We start from the raw sequence: 19,445 nt of genomic DNA on the forward strand, positions 1-19,445 counted from the left end.
TCCCCCTCACCCCGACCCTCTCCCCGCAGGGGAGAGGGAGAAAATCATCAGCGCCATGCCTTGTGGCACGGATGGACGAACGACACATTCGCGCCGCTGTCGATAGGGCTATCACATGCATATGGAAAAGTGCGCATGAACATCTTCGCCCCGATCATCCGCCGTCCGGTGGCGACATCGCTGCTGGCGATCGGCCTGGTGATCGCCGGCTTCTGCGCCTATCTGATGCTTGGCGTAGCGGCCTTCCCCTCGCTGCAGTTTCCAGCCATTACCGTGCAGACCATCGTGCCCGGCGCCGATGCGCAGACCGTTGCGGCGACGGTGACCGCGCCGCTGGAACGCCACTTCGGGCGCATCCCCGGCATCGTGGAAATGAATTCCGATGCCAACCCCGGCGGCACCCAGATCAATATCCGCTTCGAAATGTCGCGCAGCGCCGACGATGCCGCGCGCGACGTGGAAGCGGCGATCAACGAGGCCCTGCCCGATCTGCCGCCCGTGGTGGCGCTATCGCCTCCGCAGTTGTTCAAAGCCGATACCACCCAGATCCCGGTGCTGATGCTGGCCTTGAATTCCGCCAGCCTGCCCTCGGACAAGCTTTACGATCTGGCCGATACGCTGATGCGCCCGGCGATCGCGCAGATTCCCGGCGTCGCGCAGGCCCAGCTGCTCGGCGGCGCGCCGCACGCGGTGCGCATCTCGATCAACAGCAGCGCGCTGACCGCGATGGGTCTTACTGCCAACGACGTTGCCAATACCTTGCGCGCGGCCAATGTCACCTCGCCGCAGGGCGTGCTTAGCGACGGCATCACCCAGATGACCGTCACCGCCAACGACGGCGTGCGCACCGCCCGCGATTTCGGCGCGCTGGTGATCGCCAACCAGAAGGGCGTGCCGGTACATCTGGCGGATGTGGCCACGGTGACCGACGGCCAGCAGGATGCGTATCAGGCTGCCTGGTTCAACAACCAGCATGCCGTGCTGCTGCAGGTGATCAAGCGCCCGGAAGCCAATGCCGTGCAGCTGGACGAGACCGTGCGCAAGATGATCCCGCGGCTGCAGACCCTGGTGCCGGCGGATGTGCAGATCACGCCGATCTTCGATCTCACGCAATCGACCAAGTCGGCGCTGCACGAGGTAGAAGTGGCGCTGCTGCTCAGCGTGCTGATGGTGGCCCTGGTGATGCTGGTCTTCCTGCGCCGCGTACGGCCCACCTTGATCGCCATGCTGAGCGTGCCGCTGTCGCTGGCCGGCGCCTTCGTGCTGATGTACGCGCTGGGCTTCACCCTCAATATGCTGTCGCTGATCGCCCTGGTGCTGTGCATCGGCTTCGTGGTGGACGATGCGATCGTGGTGATCGAGAACATTTTCCGGCATATGGAGCAGGGCGCCGAACCACTGGATGCCGCGCTGACCGGCGTCAGGGAAATCGGTTTCACGGTGATCTCGATCACCTTGTCGCTGATCGCGGTATTTGCGCCAATGGTCTTCGGGCATAGCGCGATGATCATGCTGATGCGCGAGTTCTCGGTCACGCTGATCGCCACCATCGTGATCTCCGCGCTGGTGTCGCTGACCCTCACGCCCGCGCTGTGCGGGCGCTATTTGCTGCGCGAACAGGCCGCCGCGCAGCCGAGCCGGCTCGAGCGCGCGGTGGAGCGCTTCGACCGCACGTTGCTGCGCATTTATGCATCCGGCCTGGATTGGGCCATGCGCCATCGCCGCGTCATGCGCTGGCAACCGCCATTGCTCTTGATTCTGACCGTGGTGCTGGCGATGGCCGTGGCCAAGACCGCCGGCGGCGCACTGATGCCCAGCGGCGATACCGGCCTGGTCGAAGCGGACCTGGTCGCCGATGCGAACATTTCACCGACCTTGCTGGCGCAGCGCACGCGGGCGATGGAGGCGGCCATGCTGGCCGATCCGGGCGTGCTCGATGTCACCTCGTTCCTGGGCGGCAACGACACCAATGGCGCGGTCGCCAATGAAGCCACTTATTTCATGGACCTCAAGCCGCGCGGCGACGGCGCCGGACAGCGCAGGGAATCGGCCGACAAAATCATCGGGCGCCTGACCAAGCAGCTGAAGCAAATTCCCGACGTGCGAATCTCGCTTACCAGCCTGAACTTTTTCGGCTCCGATTCGCGCGCCAGCCCCAAGGGCAAGTACGCCTTCGACCTGACCAGCAACAACGGCCTGTCGCTGCAGGCGCCGACGCTGAAACTGGCGCAGACGATGCGCCGGATGAAACAATTCCAGGATGTCAGCACCAGCTTCGACAGCATCGGCAAACAGCAGCTGCTGGAAGTGGATCGCGATGCCGCGTCGCGTCTCGACGTCAGCATGGGTCAGATCGACCAGATGCTGTCCGATGCCTACGGCCAGACGCCGGTGTCGGTGATCTATGCCGATCTCACGCAATACCAGGTGATTCTTACCGCCGACAACGCGGCCACGCTGAGTCCACAGGCGCTGTTGAACATGTATGTGCGCAACAGCCAGAACAAGATGGTGCCGCTGTCGGCCATGGTGCATATCCGGCCGTTTATCGAACCGATCGATATCCAGCACCACAACCAGCTCGAAGCGGCCACCATCAATTACAACCTTGCCAATGGCATCACCCAGTCCGACGGCCTGAACCTGATCGACCAGGCCATGTTCGCCGCGCAGCTGCCGCAGGGCGTGATGAAGGCGTTTACCGGCGACAACCAGCAATTGGTAGAAGCGGCCACCAATGCGGCAGTAGTGCTGATCGCGGTGATTCTCACCATGTATATCGTGCTGGGCGTTCTCTACGAAAGCCTGATCCATCCGCTGACCATCCTGTCCACCCTGCCGGCCGCGGGCATGGGTGCGTTCCTGGCCATGCTGGTCACGCATACGCAACTCACCACCATGTCGGTGATTGCCGTGTTGATGCTGATCGGCATCGTGAAGAAGAACGCGATCCTGATGGTGGACTTTGCGCTGGTCGCCGAACGCGAAGGTCGCCTGACGCCGCCGGAAGCGATTCGCGAAGCCGCGCTGGTGCGCTTTCGCCCGATCACCATGACCACCCTGGTGGCGATGGGTGCAGCCTTGCCGCTGGCAGTCGGATTCGGTAGCGGCTCGGAGATGCGCCAGCCCCTGGGCATTGCGATTCTCGGCGGCCTGTTCGTATCGCAACTGCTGACCTTGCTCAGCACCCCGGCGATTTACCTGTGGCAGCACGACCGGCGCGAACGCAAGGCCAGGCGTGCCGAAAAGCGGCGTCTGCGCAAACTGGGCAAGCAGGCCATAGCCACCGCGTAGGTTGGGTTAGCGCAGCGTAACCCAACAATGGCCCGTGCCCCGAAGATCGCCACGCCATGGCGGCACCCACGCAATACACAACGATGCGGAGAACGTTGGGTTACGCTGCGCTAACCCAACCTACGTCGATCCCTCTCCTCGGCGAGGAGAGGGGTCGACCTTTTACAACTGCTTCTTCAACCCGAACTTGATCATCTGATCGTGCGCATGCGGCTGCGCCATGAAGTCGTATTCGGTGGTGATCAGCCAATCGCTCCACAGCCGCAGGTCGCTGCCGAAGCCCACCTGCACGCTATTGCCATTGGCGCTGTAGGGATTGGTGGTCACGTTCCACGAACCGGCCGAAGGCACGAAGGCATAGCTCAGGGTGGTGTCGGTGGTGCCCTGGAAGTTATGCCCCAGCTCGAGCCGGAAGTGCGGAATCACGATACCCCAGCTCTCTTTGTACTCGCCGCTGGCGCGCAGGCCCAGGATCGCCTGCGTGGTGCGCACCTGCTCGCTGCCATAGGTCAGCGCTTCGGTCACATCGCCGGTTTCCGAGTACGCATTCAAGCTCGACAGCGACCATTGCAGGCGCGTGTACGGCGATACCAGCCAGCTGCTCCACTTGAATTCGTAGCCGCCGGTCAAGGACGCAAACCACTGGTCGCCATAACGGTGGCCGAGCAGGTCGTCGCCATAGTTCTCGCCACGGCGCTGGCTGTCGAAGCTCAGGCCACCGCCGCCGAGTACGCCGTCGATATAGGTATTGGCCGAAGGCGCGAAGCTGCCGTACAGCGCCGCGCTATAGCCCTTGGCGATGCTATGCGTGCCGTCGTTGGAGATGTCGCTGTTGTCGTGGTTGTAGCCCAGGCTCATGCCGAGCACGGCGGTGTTGCCGATGCGCTGGTCGACACCGACGGTCACGGCGATATTGTCCGAGTCGAAACCGGCCGCCTGGCGATACGAATCGAAGGTACCGAAGTTCGCCGTACCGCCGATCCACACGCCCAGTCCTTGCGGGCCGCCCTTCACGATGGTGGTCGGCGTCGGCGCGGCCGAAGGATCGGAGGACGCGATCGGCGTACCGTCCGGCGCTTCGCCGGCACCGATGCCCGGGCGCATGAAGCCACTGCGCTGCGGCCACATGGCGGTTCCTGCCGCGTCGCCGGGCTGCTGCGGCTGTCCGTTCGGCGCCTGGCCGGGTAGTCCATTGGCGCCGCCGCCACTCATCGGCTTGCCGTCGAGGCTGACCGACAAGGTGCTGCTGAACAGCGAACCGCCGCCGTCATGCAGGCTTTCCAGGCGGCCACGGATATTGTCGAGCTGGCTCTGCGCGAACATTTCCGCTGCATTGGTCTGCGCATTGATCAGCCCGAGCACGTCCGGATTCTTGGACGGATCCGGCTGCTTGGTGACCAGCACCAACACATCGACCGTGACCGGACTGCCGCTGGCGGAGCTGAGCACCGCGGTGATCTGCACCATGCCGGTGAAGCTGCCGGTCGGCGTAAACGTGAGTGCGGTCGGCTGATTGAGCGACACATTGCCGGCGCTGCCCGGCGAGAGACCGAGCAAGCTCGATCCGCTATAGGTACCCGGCACGATGCTGCCCAGGTTGACCGATACCGGCGTGCCGGGCGAGGTAATCACCGTCTTGGTATAGCCGCTGGCCTGGCCGGCCTTGGTCACGGAGACGGTGATGCTTGCCGGCTGCGACTGGCCGAAGTGGTTGGACACCACATAGTTGAAGCTGTCGGTGCCCACGAAGCCGGCTGACGGCGTGTAGGTGATCTGTTCGCCATTGGCCGCGGCGCTGCCATGCGCAGGCTGGGTGGCGACGCCGACACCGACGAACGGCTGCGGACCGGTGGCGCCTTCCACCGCCTGGATCAACACGGCGACGCCGGAGGTCGTGGCGATAGTGTGGCTCGCAGCCACCGGCACGGCGGACGGCACCACCGTGACGGTCACCGTCGCGGGCGCGGACGTGCCGCCGGGATTGGTGGCGGTATAGGTAAAGCTGTCAGTGCCACCGTAGAAGGTCGAGGACGGTGTGTAGGTCACGCTTTGGCCCGACACCGTCACGGTGCCGTGCTGCGGCGCCTGGGCGATCGCCACCGAGGTCACGTCGATACCGGCGATCTTGCTGCTCAGATTGACCGTCGTGGCGGTGTTGTAGTTGGTGCTCGCACTGGCGTTGCTGACCGTCGGCGGCGGCGGATTGGTGATGCTCACCGCCAGCGTTGCCTGCGGCGCGGCCACATGGCTGCCGTCGCCGGCCTGGTTGGCGGTGACGTTGCAGGTACCGGCCGAAAGCGTGGTTACCGTCGCGCCCTGGATGGAACACACCGATCCCGGCGGATTCGTCACGGCGAACACCACCGGGCTGCTCGAACCGGTGCCGGTGGCCGATACGGTGAACGTGCCGCTGGGCTTGAACACCGGCGCCGCGGGGTTGGCCGCGAAATTGGTGATCTGCGCGGACACCTTGGGCGTCACGCTGTTGGATGCCGCGGAGGCCACGCTGGTGCCGGCCGCATTGGTCGCCGTGACCGTGAAGGTGTAGGCCGTGCCATTGCTGAGGCCACTCACGGTGCAAGGCGAGTTGACGCAGGTGCCGGTCACGCCGCCCGGGCTGCTGGTCGCGGTGTAGCCGGTGATCGCATCGCCGCCGGTCACGGTCGGCGGCGTAAACGTCACGCTCGCCTGCGCATCGGTGGCGGTGGCCGTGCCGATGGTCGGCGGATTGGGCGCTACGCCCGCGATGGTAAAGGTCTGGCTGACTTGCGCCGCCGCCAGGTAAGCATTGTTGCCGGCCTGGTTGGCGTTGATGGTGCACGATCCCGGCGTGACGATGGTCAGCACGCCGCCCGTGGTCACCGTGCACACGGCCGTCGTGCTCGACGTGAAGCTCACCGGCAGGCTCGACGTCGACGAGGCCGTCAGCGTCGGCGTGGTGCCGTAATACTGCGTGCCCGGATTGGCGAAGGTGATCGTCTGCGAGCCTTTCGGCGTCACCGCATTCGATGCGGCCGACGCGCTGCCGGTGCCGGCGCTGTTGGTAGCGGTCACCGTAAAGGTATAGGCCGTGCCGTTGGTAAGGCCGGTCACCGTACACGGCGACGCGGTACAACCGGTACTGGTGTTGCCGCCGGGGCTGCTGGTGGCGGTATAGCCGGTGATCGACGCGCCACCCGACGAGGCTGGCGCGGTAAACGTCACCGTCGCCTGCTGATCGCCTGCAGCGGCCGTACCGATGGTGGGCGCGCCCGGTACGATCGCGTTGACGTTGAACGATTGGCTGACTTGCGGCGCAGGCAGGTAGGTTCCGTTGCCGGCCTGATTGGCATTGATGGTGCAGGTGCCGTCCGTAATGAAGGTGAGCGTGCCGCCGCTGGTGATCGTGCACACGGCCGTGGTGCTCGACGTGAACGTCACCGTCAGGCTGGACGTCGCCGTCGCCGTCAGCGTCGGCGTGGTACCGAAGTTCTGCGAGCCCGGATTGGAGAAGGTAATCGTCTGCGCGTTCTGCGGTGTCGTGCTGCTCGACGCAGCCGAGGGCGCGCCGGTGCCGGCCGAATTGGTTGCCGTGACCGTGAAGGTATAGGCCGTGCCGTAGGTAAGGCCGCCCACCGTACACGGCGACGCGGTACAGCCGGTACTGCTGAGGCCGCCCGGGCTGCTGGTGGCGGTGTACTGAGTGATCGACGCGCCGCCGGTGAAAGCCGGCGGGGTAAAGTTGACCGTCGCCTGCTGGCCGCTGGTTGTGACCGCACCGATGGTCGGCGCGCCCGGCACTACTGCCTGCACGGAGAACTGCTGGCTCACCTGCGGCGCGGCGCTGTAGGTGCCGTTGCCGTTCTGGTTGGCATTGATGGTGCAGCTGCCGGTCGTGATAAAGGTGAGCGCGCCGCCGCTGGTGATGGTGCACACCGCCGTCGTGCTCGAGGAGAAGTTCACCGTCAGGCCGGAGCTGGCGGTGGCCGTCAGCGTCGGGGTCGTACCGAAATTCTGCGTACCCGGATTGGAGAAGCTAATCGTCTGCGTTTCCAGCGGCGTGACGCTGTTCGATGCCGCCGACGGCGCACCGGTACCGGCGGAATTGCTGGCGGTTACGGTAAAGGTGTAGGCCGTGCCGTAGGTAAGCCCGGTCACGACGCAAGGCGTATTGGCGCAGGTCCCCGTCAGGCCGCCCGGGCTGCTGGTGGCGGTGTACTGGTTGATCGAGGCACCGCCGGTGAAGGCGGGCGCCGTGAAGGTCACTGTCGCCTGGGTGGTGGTCGTCGAGGCGGTGCCGATGGTGGGCGGCCCCGGTACGACAGCCGCAACCGGGAACGTCTGCGGGACCGTCGCCGCAGCCGCGTAGACGCCGTTGCCGCCCTGGTCCGCATTGATGGTGCAGCTGCCGGCGCTGACAAAGGTAAGCTGGCCTGCGGTGGTGATCGTGCACACCGCGGTGGTGGTCGAGGAGAACGTCACCGTCAGACCGGAATTGGACGATGCCGTAAGCGTCGGCGTCGTGCCGAAGTTCTGCGTGCCCGGATTGGCGAAGGTAATCGTCTGCGTCGCCTTCGGCGTCACGCTATTGGAGGCCGGCGAGGCCGGGCCGGTACCGTCCCCATTGGTCGCCGTCACCGTAAAGGTGTAGGGCGTGCCATTGGTCAAGCCGGTGATCACATGGCTGAGCGAGGTCGTGCCCGCGCTGGAATCGATGCCACCGGCAGGGCTGGAGGTCACGGTGTAGCCGGTGATGGCCGAACCGTTGTTGTTGGCCGCACTGAAGGTGACGGTCGCCTGCGCCGGCGCACTGCTGCTGGCGGTCACACCGGTGGGCGCACTGGGCACGCTCGAGGGCGTGACACTGTTGGAGGCTGCCGATGCCGTACCCGTGCCGACGCCATTGGTGGCGGTGACGGTGAAGTTATAAGCCGTACCGTTGGTCAGGCCGGTGACCGTACACGGCGACGCGGCGCAGCTGCCGGTCAGCCCGCCCGGGCTCGAGGTGGCGGTATAGCCGGTGATGGGAGAACCGCCATCGCTGCCTGGGGCGGTGAAGGTGATCGAGGCTTGGGCGTTGCCAGCCGTCGCGGCGCCAATGGTCGGCGCGCCAGGGGCAGTGGCGACAATGTGGATGGTGATGTTGGCGGTGTTGTTGTAGACCACCGAGATACCGTCATCGCCGTAGAACGCAATCGACTCCGTATAGCCGGTCGACACGGAGGAGGTCGGCGTATACAGGATCCACTCGTTGCCGTTGCTGTCGTATTCGAGCGTGTAAGTGCCGTGCTGTCCGGCGATTTGATCGCCAGGATTGCCGCTTCCGCCACCCGAAACCGTCGCGCCTGGCGTTGCCTGGATATCGCCGTTGGGGCTGCAGGCCTCCGCTTCCCCGGTTCCGCTGATGACGTTGCCGGTCAAGTTGTAGCGCTGCTGCGTATTGAGCGGGCTGGCGTTGAACGTGATCGTCAAGGTGCAGCCGGTCTGGGTCGTATAGGCCGCCGCTTCGCGCGGCCAGAGGCTCGCCAGCGTCATCAGGCACAGGAGCAAGCCCATGCCGAACACGGAAGTGAACGCACCGAATAGCCCGGCGCACGCCGCGCGATGGCGGGCGAAAATAGTGTGAATCATGGCCCCTACCCCTGAGACAACCCGCAGCGCTTGGCGCGCACATGCCAAATACGCTAAGCCGCGCATCGGCGCGTAGCGAAAAAACTTGAGATTTCCCCAATGCCTACAGCGCGGAAACTTGAGTAAGAGCCTGCATCCTTTTGCAGGGGTCCCTACTCAACGCTGCATAACGTCGTCGAGAGGGTACCTGCAAGTCAAGTGTTATCTTCGTCACAGTTTCATCACATCTGCTGCACCGGGCGTCGCTACCATGCGGACGCCTCGGCAGGGGCTGCGGTAAGCAGGGGACATCGACTGGGACACGCCGCAACGGTGGTCATTGCCATCAAGGACGGTGTAGCGTCGCGCGGTGTCGGGATGTCATTGCAACCATCCATCACAGGGGGAAGTCGCATGTCGGAGTTCTATGTCGGCCAGATCATGATGACTGGCTTCGGATTTGCTCAGCGCGGTTTTGCATTTTGCAATGGGCAACTTTTGCCCATCCAGCAGAATACGGCGCTATTTTCGTTGCTCGGCGTGCAATACGGCGGCAACGGCACCACCAACTTTCAATTGCCCAATCTGCAGGGACGCACGCCTACCGGCAGCGGTCCTTCCGCGGACCCGGGCTGGCAGCCCTCTCCCTATACGATCGGGGAAGTGGCCGGCGTGGAAAACGTCACGCTGATCGGGCAGCAGTTGCCCATGCATACGCACCCGGTCAACGCCACGACCGCCACCGGCAACAGCAAGACCCCGGCCAATGCCCTGCTGGGTACGAGCAACAGCACCACCATTCCGGTATTTGCAGCCGGCGGCACCAACACCGTCCCGCTCTATCCCCCAACCATCAGCATGACGGGTGGATCCGGCCCGCATGGCAACATGCAGCCGTTTCGCGTCATCAACTTCAATATCGCTCTCACCGGCATATATCCATCACGCAGTTGATGGCTTGATGACTTGATGACCCATTCGTTTTCGGGAGGAGAATTAACGTGACGACACCATACGTCGGCGAAATACGCCTACTTGCATTTCCACGCATCCCCACCGGCTGGTTTGCCTGCGACGGCAGCCTGCAGTCCATCGCCAATTACCAGGTGCTGTTTACCTTGCTCGGCACCACCTATGGCGGCGATGGCGTGACCACCTTCGGCCTGCCGGACCTGCGCGGCCAGGTGCCGCTGCACCAGGGCACCGGCCAGGGGTTGACCCCCCGTGTGCTCGGCCAAGCGGGCGGCAGTGAAAATGTCACCTTGCTGAGCAACCAGATGCCGGCGCACAACCACAACCTCACGGCCACCACCAATGCTGCCACCGCCGTGGGGCCAGGCACGACGGTACAGCCCGGCGCGTTGCCCAGCGACCATATGTATCTGCAGAACATCACCGGCACGCCTACCGCTGCCGCGATGGCCGCCGCCATGATCGGGCAATCGGGTGGAAATCTGCCGCACAACAACATCATGCCTACGTTGACGCTGTCTTTCTGCATTGCCTGGATGGGGATTTTCCCCTCACAGAGCTGACAACTGCGCGCAACCTTATTTGGAGAATGGCATGACCACACCTTTTCTTGGCGAAGTACAAATCTTCGGTTTCAACTTTGCACCGGTCGGCTGGGCGCTGTGCAACGGTGCGACCGTGAGCATCTCGCAATACTCAACGCTTTACTCCTTGCTGGGCACCGCTTACGGCGGCAACGGGACGTCCACGTTCCAGTTGCCCAACCTGACCACGCGCGCACCCTGCAGCCAGGGCACCGGGCTGGGGCTCACGCAGCGCGTTATCGGGGAGGCGTTCGGCGAAGCGGCGCATACGCTGATTTCCAACGAAATGCCGATGCATAACCATTCGGCCCAGGGCTTCGGCGGCACCGGTACGCGTTCGCCGCAACCGGCGACCAATGCGGCGCTTACCAGTTCCAGCGTGTTCGAGGACTACAACAACAATCAGGCCGCCAATACCACGCTGCTGCCCGCCACGCTCGCCACCTCTGGCGGCAATCAACCGCATGAAAACCGCCAGCCTTATCTTGCCTTGAACTTCTGCATCGCATTGAGCGGCGCCTATCCGTCGTTTTCCTGACGTTTTTGCGCGCGCAACAGACCGCACTCCGGTCTGTTGCGTCCGCGCCTAGCATGTTTCCTCACGTGCAGACACTTCCCGCGTTTCCGCCCGAACAGCTCTTCGCCACCGAACTGCCGGAACGGCTTCGGCACGAGGGCTACGCCCTGCGCTGGGCGGTCGAAAGCGATGCGGCATTCTTGCGCGAGCTTTATGCGTGGTCGCGTGCCGAGGAAATGGCGCAGGTCGTATGGCCCGAGGGTGCGAAGGATGCGTTTCTGGATAGCCAGTTCGCCTTGCAGCACCGGCACTTCGTGCACTACTTCGCCCAGGCCGAATTCCTGGTGCTGGAACACCGGCACGCGCCGGTCGGCCGTCTGTATGTGTCGCGCCAAAAAGAAGATTGGCTGGTGGTCGACATCGGGCTGATGCCTGCCTATCGCGGCAAGGGTGTAGGCAGCGCGCTGTTGCAGCAGCTGCTCGCTGCTGCAGAACGCCATGGCGCCCGCAGCGTCGCCCTGCACGTCGAGCAGCACAATGTTCGCGCGCATAAGCTCTATCGGGAACTAGGCTTTCGCGACGAGGCCATGGAAGGATTCCACCAACTCATGCGTTGGCAGGTGCCGGCCGGCAAGACTCAGTTGAATACGGCCTGATAGATAAAGCCGTCCTGGTTGCGCGCGATCGGCACCAGGAAGATGCCGAACTCGCCGATACCCGGCGCTTCCATCTGGTAGATGCGCTGCGGAAACAGCACCGCCGCGCTGTGATGGAACAATAGCGAAAACGGCGCGCGCACCAGGCCCGGTATGGCTGTCACCGGCAAGGACCGCGCCTCGACCAGCACGAACGGCGACTTGCCGTGGCCGAGATCCACGGTGAACGTCTCGTTGATATGGCCGGCAAAATGTTCCAGCGTGAGAATTTGCACGCCACATCCCCCCTGTGGTTCGGCGAGGCGCAAGTGTCGCATGGATGCCACAGGCACAACAGCTCCAATGAGCCGGGAAAGCGCGAAAAAAAGCCGGGCCGCGCATGTGCGCGGCCCGGCGACGTCACGCTCGGTCAATGAATTTCGTTAAGCGACGGATCGCGTTCCACCTTGAAGACCTTGGCCGGCGGCGTCGCCGACTTCATCAGCTTCAAGCGGTAGTTCTTGGCCTGCTGGCAAGCATTGGGCCCTTGCACGAAGACGCCATCCTGGGTGCACTTCCAGTCGTAGAAATTCTGGATGCCACCGGCAAGCTGCAGGCTGTAGTCGGTGCTTAGCGCTGCCGCATCGAACGGCACGCCGGCGGGCTCGTTCTGGAACCAACGCATCCAGGCGACGGAACCGACCGGCGGCGGATCGGCTTGGAAGGTGGGATTCATCGGCGACAGCTGCGGGCTTTCGGCCGTCATATGGCAGCTCATGCACGCGCTGACCGGATTATCCACCGGACCGTCCAGGCGCCCGTTCCAGCCCAGATGCGTGGGCGGCAGTTCGGGCTTGGCGTTGATCGCCGATTCGAGGATCTTCGGATTGATCTTGGTCACCGCCGGCTTGGGATTGGTGAAGTCGTTGCCGGTGTTTTCCGGATCGTTGCCCCACATCACGCCGACCGGCACCAGGTTGTCCCAGCTGGCCTTGCCGGTCACGGCGCCGTTGTACTGGAAGGTGCCGAAGATCCAGCCGGTGCCGGGTATGCGCGTATCGCGTACCGCGAAGTCCATCTGGATCAGGGCGACGCTTTTGATTTCGCGGTTGGCGGAGTTGAAGTCGTCGGTGACGTAGGCTTGCCACAACACCGGATTGACCAGGAACGGCACCTGCTTCAGGTCCACATCGGCGAACAGCGCTTTGCACACCACCGTGCCGTTGTGAAAGCTATTGGGCTTGCTGGTAACGGAAGGATCGGGATTTTGCGGGTCCTTCCAGACCTGGCCGATGGTGTAGGCGCCGACATCGTTGTAGATGCCTACCGCAAAGGTCTGGCCGGTGGTGGTCTGGGTGATCGCCAGCTGCTGCGATTGGATCTGCGCTTCCTTGGTCAGGCCGTGAATACCCTCGCGGCCCAGCGGGCCGTAGTGCTGCCACGGTGCGTGATACCACTTGCGCACGAGGTTCTTCTGCACATACCAGTCGCTTTCCACATTGCCTTCCAGGCAGTACTTGCCCACCGCATCCACATACGGCCGCCATTGCTCGAAGTCGTTGCTGAGCTTGGCGGGCAGCAGCTTGAAGAACGCCGGCGTTTCCTTCGGCAAGCTGGTCGGATAACTCTGGCTGAGCTGAAAGATCGGCCCCTTATAGGTATCCGGTGGCTGGTAGCCGTAATCCGGAAACGTCCCTGCATAAGCGGCACTCGTCATCATCACGAGCGCCGCCACGGCACCCGCGACCCTGCCTTTTCCAAAAAGCATGGTTGATCCCCCGTTCTGAATTCGTACGCGCGCAGCGGCGATCGTGCGGCCCGCTGCGATCCCCCGTCCGACGCAACCGGACGGGCCGTACGATCTCCTTAGCGGCGTAGGAGCGGCGTGAAATTTCGACGCTGCCGCGGGGGTGCCAGCGGCCAGAATAAGTGGGGCAGGTAGCTTGGGTTGGCGCAACGTAACCCAACGATCTTTCTTCGTAGCGACATCGTTGGGTTACGCTGCGCTAACCCAACCTACGCACTGCGCTCAGTCGCTTGGGCCGGTGCAGGCGGCGTAGCGCTTGCCTTCCACCTGCAACACATCCTGGCCGTTCACGTTGACGCTGCCGGTGTAATGCTCCGCGGAATCCAGCGTGATCCGTCCATGTCCGCTGTGCGCGCCGCAGCTGACGTTCCACGCCAGCGCCGTGCTGGTGCGATGTCCGTCGCTGCGTTGGCAATCCGGCTCCGGCGCCATCACGTCGACAAAGGTCGGCCACGGATCGCCGCCGTCGTACAGGCATTTCCACTTCACCAGATCCGCGCCATGGCCGCCCTTCACCGTGTGCAAGGTGATCTTCCACAAACCCGGCATCGCGCCGAAATCACCCGGATCGGCATGCGCACGCGGGCTGATGGTGCTGGCGGCGCCGATCAGCAGCATGGCTGCAACGGGATTGGACCAGCGGCTGAAGTGACTGACGGAACGGGCAAACAGGCTCATCGTAGCTATCCGCTTCAACGGGAAAAAAACATACCCCGCCCACCTGGGTGAGCGGGGTATGCACGGCAGGATACTCAGTTCTGTGTTGCGGCAACGCTACCGTTGGCTTCCCAGCCGCGATGGAAATTGAACATGTCCATCAGGTCGCCGATCGCTGGCGAGTTCACCGGTACATACGGGTTGTTGTTGAACTGGATCGGGTTAGGCAGGTTGTCGCGGCTGCGGCCGGAGATCGTCTCGCGGATACCCCAGTTGGCCTCGACAAACTTGTCGAACGACACGTGATCGAAGTAAGTGTGCACCACGCGACCACCGGTCGAGTACTTGGACACCACCAGCAGCGGAATGCGCGTGCCGTCGCCGAAGAAGTCGATCGGCTGCACATAGCCGGAGTCGTAGTAGCCGCCGCCTTCATCGAAGGTGATCATGATGGCGGTGTTGTCCCACAGCTTCGGATTGGCCTGCACCATCTGCACGATCTTCTGCACATAGCCTTCGTACAGCTCCAGCTTGGACGAAGCCGGATGACCGTCCAGCAGTCCGTCCGGTTTGGCGATCGCCACCGCCGGCAAGGTGCCGTTCTGGATGTCGCTGTAGAGGTTGTTGATGTCCTGGTTGTTCGCACGCAGGGTCGGGTTGGTCATCACCTGGGTGGAGTACAGGAACGGATCGCAGATATTGCAGAAGGTGCCGGCTTCGCCGGATTCCGCACCGTTGGCCCAGCCTTCGCCGTAATACTTCCAGCTCACGTGGTGGCGGTTGAGCAGCAAGGCGAGGTTCTGCTGCTTGGTCGGCGGCACCGTGTACTGGTCATCGCCCAGCGGCGCGGGTTCGCCCGTGCCCAGATAGCCCGGGTTGTAGTTGTTCACCAGGTAGTAGGCGCCCGACTTGCAGTCGGTGCCGCGGAAGGTGTGGTACGGCAGGCTCTTCAAGTACTTGCGCACTGCACCCACGCCCGGCTGCGTGTCATCCGCGCAGTTCACATAGGAACCGCCGCTGTAGCCGTCCTGCACCCACCAGTTGTTGGTGCCGCTCTGCGAGTTCGGGTTTTCGATCTGGTTGCTCGGCGGTACGGCCGGATCGCCATTCGCGTCGGCGTAATAGATCGCATCGCCGAAGCCCAGCATGATGTGGTTGGCACCCGTGCCGCCCATCACCGACTGGTGGAAGTTGTCGCTCAGCGCATACTGCTCGGCCAGCTGCTTGAAATACGGCGCATCGCCCTGGGCCATGTTGAGGAACTGCATCGAGGTGGAACCTTCACCCGTGCTCTGGTCGGTGTAGTTGGCCGGGAAGGCCGCACCGTTGTTGCCCGCACCCATGGTCACTTCCACCCACGGGAACAAGTCCGCGCGGCAGCCGCTGGGATTCTTCGCACTGGCATTGGCCACGTTGCAGTCCAACTGCTGCCACATCTGGAAGAAGCGGTGCACGGGGCTGTTGGCGTAGTCGTTGTAGCTGATCGAAGCGTGCATATCGACCGGCGCATTGCCCAGCGTCGACGGGAAGCGCGTGTCGACCACATCGTTCGGCAGTCCAGTGCCGCCTTCGGCCAGTTCGGCGTAATCGGTGCTCGGCAGTGCCGGCTCGATCGCTTGGGCCTGCGCGGCGGAAGCCAGGTACGGTTGGGTCGGCGCACCGCCGGTATTCATCTGCGGCAGGTTGCCGTATGCACTGGTGCGCGTGGGCGAGTTGGAATAATCGCCGGTCTGGCTGGCCTGCCACTGCGCGGCCTTGGTCACGTTCTTGCCCGGCGTGCCGTCGGCCTTCACGATGCCTTCGGAAAGCAGGTTGTTGACCGTCTGGCCGGCCGGCGGCGTGTAGGTGGCGAACACGTGATCGAAGGTGCGGTTTTCACCGATCAACAAGATCACGTGCTTGATCGGCGTGCGCGTGTGATCGCTGGCGTCCTGCCCGTTGTTGGGGTTGTACAGCGTGACGATGCCGCCCGGCTGGCCATGCACCGGCGTGGTCGCGGTGGTCGGCACGTTGGCGCGGAACGGAGCATCGTTCGGCGGATTGGAAGTTTGTGCATTGGCCAGGCCGACAACGCCGGTCGCCAACAAGCACAACGCAAAAGGTTTCAAACGGGTACGGCCAAACTGCGTGGGCATGACTGGTGTCTCCTGCAAGTGCTGCAAACTTGCAATCGAAGTAATCCCCCTGATTACGCCTGCGCGCATGCGAGCCTCACGCAAGCGGCGAAAGTGTGCGCCGCTTAGATGACGCGACGTTGGCAGCTCCGCGACATGGCGTGAGCGGCACATGACAGTGCGACTACAAACGTGATGCGCCACCACGTTGCGTTCACGCCCGTTTTACGAATTCGTCAGCAGGTCGTAAGGTCGCATCATGTCGTTGTCCTCGTGCTCGAGGAAATGGCAATGCCAGACATACCGGCCCGGCTCGCCGTCGAAGCGCATCGCAATGCGCGTGACCATGCCCGGATCCGCACGCACCGTATCCTTCCAGCCCAGCTCGTGCGGCTCGGGTGCCACCGCGGGGCCGGTGAACGTCAGCTCGCGCCGTGCATTCCAGGCGAACAGATCGAAGGGGCGCCGGTCCAGTATCTGGAAGCGCACCAGATGCAGGTGGATCGGGTGCGCATCGCCGGTGAGGTTGACGAAGCTCCAGGTCTCCAGCGTGTGCTGGCGCGGATTCTCGCTGACCGGGTCGGACCAGCGCTTGCCATCCAGCTGCATGCTCAACGCATTGCCATTGGCATCGTCCACTTCGTTCAAGGTCATCACGCGATGCTTCACCGCGCCGGCCGGATCGAGGCGCGGCACCTCGCGCAGACTCGCCGGCACAACGGAGCTATCGCGCTTGCCGCTGCCGCGCACGCGAAATTCCAGAATGCCCTGCGATTGATGGCGCAACTGCATGGTCTTGCCAGCCAGCGCGGAAAAGTCGATCACCACATCGGCACGCTCGGCCGGATACAGCTCAATTCGCGCCCGCTCCACGGGTTTGGCCAGCAGGCCCTGATCGCTGGCGATCTGCTGGAATGGCTGCTGCTGCGACAAAGTGAGATCGAAGAAGCTGGTATTGGCGATGTTGATCAGCCGGAAGCGGTACTTGCGTGGCTCCACCTCCAGATACGGAAAAATCTTGCCGTTGCACAACGGCAGATTGCCATTGCATTGCATCACCCACGGCGCATCCGGATCGTCGGATACCGGGTAATACAGCTGGCCGTCCTGCGCCAGCAGGCGATCGCACAGCATCAGCGGAATGTCGTAATCGCCGGACGGCAAGTTCAACGCCTGCTCCTGCGCATCGCGCACGATAAACGTGCCGGCCAGGCCCGCATAAACATTCAGGCGCGTGATGCCCATCGCATGATCGTGGTACCACAGCGTGGCCGCATCCTGTCCGTTCGGATACAGATACGTCGCCGAATGTCCCGGCGTATACCAACGTTCGGGATAACCATCTGCGTCCGCCGGCACGCGCGCGCCATGCACATGCGTCACCGCGCGCACGTCCGGCTGATTTTTTTCCGCGCCATGCAGGTTGTGGTCGATCGGCAGGAAATGTTGCGCCGGCAGCGCATTCGCCCATTCGACCAGCAAGGGCTCGTCGCGGCGCGTTTCCAAAGTAGGCCCCGGAAACTGGCCTTCATAACCCCAGAGCGGCGTGGCCGGCACATCGCGATGCAGCTTCGCCTTGAACGCACGCATCTGCAGGCGGTAATACGGCAGCTGCCTGCCCGGATCGTGCGGATGCGCCCGCTGCCCCGCCGCACGCATTACCGGCGGAATCGGCAGCGGATCGACAAAGCGCGCCAGCCCCGTGGGATTGATCAGCGGCACCTTCGGCGCCGCCAGCATCGCCGCTGACGTGCGTGAGGCCATCGGCATGCTCATCGGCATCGGCGCAAACGCCTCTGCCTTGCGCCAGGCATCGGCCAGGGCATACACGCCGATCAGGCCGCCGGCACCGCGTAGGAATCCGCGTCGTGAGAGCGTCATGTGTGCGCTTCCCGAAAAGGGAGTGGATACGCAGCGACGACGCTGCGGAGGCGGACAGGCGACGGTCCGCGGGCATGGCATGCGAGAGTCATGGGCTCACCCTAAGCAGCCGCGATGACAGAAATGTTGCAGCGCCGGCGGCCTGTCTCTTACACGGCTGGCATACCTGCCTGCACGATGTCGTCCGTTTGCCTTACATAGCGCCGCGCCGATATCCGGATTTAGCCGACAGACAAGCTGGTCACTACGAGGTTAACTTGCACTGTCGGGCGCGCTTTTACTGTTTGGGACCAAGCAGCGCGCCCGACATGATGTAAAGAAGCGCGGATTGCACGGTCTAGACACCGAACAATCCGCTGGCCACAACCAACTAACGTGGAGTTAATCATGGTTACATTCGATCATACGGCACGTGCACGTCTCAGTGCCTTCGCAGTGCCCATCCCCGCTGCCTCATCGTTGTCCAACTCAGACAATGTCGAGCCCCCAAGGGCGTTGTGTCGAACCGGAAGCGCAGCTTTCCGGCGTTGACCGCAGGATTTTTCCTGTATGCCCTGCACGCCGTGCGCAAGGTGCGGCGTGTTTACCAACATGGAGCAAAGACAATGAACGATGCACGACATGCAGCGGCAGCCGGGGTTTGCCTGGCACTACCGGAACAGGCTCATAGCAAGCTGACGCAATTGCGCGATCACTTGGGTCTATTGGCGCAAATGACTTACGCAGTAACGAAAGAAGAGGAAGACGAACTGCTGGAAATTCGGCGTTCCGTGTTGGGCACGTGTTTCGAAATGGCCGCCGTGCAGCTCGAAGATGCCCTGCACGCCGTAGAACACGCCACCCGCACGAACCACCGCTCTTCCTCCTCTCCCCTGCGGGGAGAGGAGCGAGGTGAGGGGGCACCCTCGCCATAAACCAACATCGAAGCCGCGCTTCGAACCACTATCGCCGCAAGAGTGTCCCCCTCACCCCAGCCCTCTCCCCGCAGGGGAGAGGGAGCAGAGCACGGCGAAACATAATCGCCACGCGAACCACCGCTCTTCCTCCTCTCCCCTACGGGGAGAGGATCGAGGTGAGGGGGCACCCTCGCCATAAACCAACATCGAAGCCACGCTTCGAACCACCATCGCCGCAAGATTGCCCCCTCACCCCAACCCTCTCCCCGCAGGGGAGAGGGCGCAGCGCGCGCCTTGCTTACGTCCTCACGTGTGCAGAAAGCATCACGTGTGCAGAGCGCCACGCCTTTACCGGCGCAACGCGCCGGCAAACAGTGCGCGCCAGGATGGCGCGCTGCTCTACCCGGGGCCCCTGGGGAGCGGTGAAGGGTGGGAGGACAAGGCCCCGCAGGGGGCATGGGCACGACGCCCATGCCTTTTCGTCAGCACAGGATGTGCT

The 19,445-nt window shown here is 63.4% G+C and carries 12 protein-coding genes; 6 read left to right on the forward strand and 6 right to left on the reverse strand.

What is annotated here, in order from left to right; genetic code table 11:
* Positions 1 to 135: 135 nt before the first annotated feature.
* Positions 136 to 3,294, forward strand: a complete 3,159-nt coding sequence (locus IGX34_RS18925; protein ID WP_192557299.1) for an efflux RND transporter permease subunit — start codon at positions 136 to 138, stop codon at positions 3,292 to 3,294.
* A gap of 162 nt (positions 3,295 to 3,456) precedes the next feature.
* Here the strand turns inward: IGX34_RS18925 and IGX34_RS18930 are convergent, their stop codons facing one another.
* Positions 3,457 to 8,904, reverse strand: a complete 5,448-nt coding sequence (locus IGX34_RS18930; RefSeq protein WP_192557300.1) for a fibronectin type III domain-containing protein — start codon at positions 8,902 to 8,904, stop codon at positions 3,457 to 3,459.
* 393 nt (positions 8,905 to 9,297) lie between these two features.
* On the opposite strand from IGX34_RS18930, the gene IGX34_RS18935 reads away from it, so the two are divergent.
* From IGX34_RS18935 to IGX34_RS18950, 4 genes are all read left to right on the forward strand, one after another.
* Complete coding sequence (locus IGX34_RS18935; RefSeq protein WP_192557324.1) at positions 9,298 to 9,837, forward strand: phage tail protein; 540 nt, start codon at positions 9,298 to 9,300, stop codon at positions 9,835 to 9,837.
* Between the two features lie 47 nt (positions 9,838 to 9,884).
* Positions 9,885 to 10,418, forward strand: a complete 534-nt coding sequence (locus IGX34_RS18940; protein WP_192557301.1) for a tail fiber protein — start codon at positions 9,885 to 9,887, stop codon at positions 10,416 to 10,418.
* Between the two features lie 31 nt (positions 10,419 to 10,449).
* Positions 10,450 to 10,977 (forward strand): phage tail protein, encoded by a 528-nt coding sequence (locus IGX34_RS18945; RefSeq protein ID WP_192557302.1) that lies wholly within the window; start codon positions 10,450 to 10,452, stop codon positions 10,975 to 10,977.
* A 65-nt stretch (positions 10,978 to 11,042) separates the two neighbouring features.
* Complete coding sequence (locus tag IGX34_RS18950) at positions 11,043 to 11,612, forward strand: GNAT family N-acetyltransferase (RefSeq protein ID WP_192557303.1); 570 nt, start codon at positions 11,043 to 11,045, stop codon at positions 11,610 to 11,612.
* Here IGX34_RS18950 and IGX34_RS18955 read toward each other — a convergent pair.
* The 5 genes from IGX34_RS18955 to IGX34_RS18975 form a co-directional block, all read right to left on the reverse strand.
* A complete protein-coding gene (locus IGX34_RS18955) occupies positions 11,594 to 11,887 on the reverse strand; it encodes a DUF6916 family protein (RefSeq protein WP_192557304.1) in 294 nt (97 codons plus the stop codon). The genes IGX34_RS18950 and IGX34_RS18955 overlap by 19 nt on opposite strands.
* A gap of 134 nt (positions 11,888 to 12,021) precedes the next feature.
* Complete coding sequence (locus IGX34_RS18960; protein ID WP_225737602.1) at positions 12,022 to 13,311, reverse strand: hypothetical protein; 1,290 nt, start codon at positions 13,309 to 13,311, stop codon at positions 12,022 to 12,024.
* Between the two features lie 309 nt (positions 13,312 to 13,620).
* On the reverse strand, positions 13,621 to 14,076 hold the full coding sequence (locus IGX34_RS18965; protein WP_192557306.1) for a DUF3617 domain-containing protein: 456 nt from the start codon (positions 14,074 to 14,076) through the stop codon (positions 13,621 to 13,623).
* Positions 14,077 to 14,150: 74 nt separating this feature from the next.
* Complete coding sequence (locus IGX34_RS18970; RefSeq protein ID WP_192557307.1) at positions 14,151 to 16,190, reverse strand: alkaline phosphatase family protein; 2,040 nt, start codon at positions 16,188 to 16,190, stop codon at positions 14,151 to 14,153.
* A gap of 204 nt (positions 16,191 to 16,394) precedes the next feature.
* Positions 16,395 to 18,050, reverse strand: coding sequence for a multicopper oxidase family protein (locus IGX34_RS18975; RefSeq protein WP_192557308.1), 1,656 nt, complete (start codon positions 18,048 to 18,050; stop codon positions 16,395 to 16,397).
* 605 nt (positions 18,051 to 18,655) lie between these two features.
* On the opposite strand from IGX34_RS18975, the gene IGX34_RS18980 reads away from it, so the two are divergent.
* Complete coding sequence (locus IGX34_RS18980; RefSeq protein WP_192557309.1) at positions 18,656 to 18,964, forward strand: XAC0095 family protein; 309 nt, start codon at positions 18,656 to 18,658, stop codon at positions 18,962 to 18,964.
* The last annotated feature ends 481 nt before the right edge of the window (positions 18,965 to 19,445 follow it).

It is taken from the genome of Dyella acidiphila, assembly GCF_014863405.1.
Lineage (GTDB): Bacteria > Pseudomonadota > Gammaproteobacteria > Xanthomonadales > Rhodanobacteraceae > Dyella_B > Dyella_B acidiphila.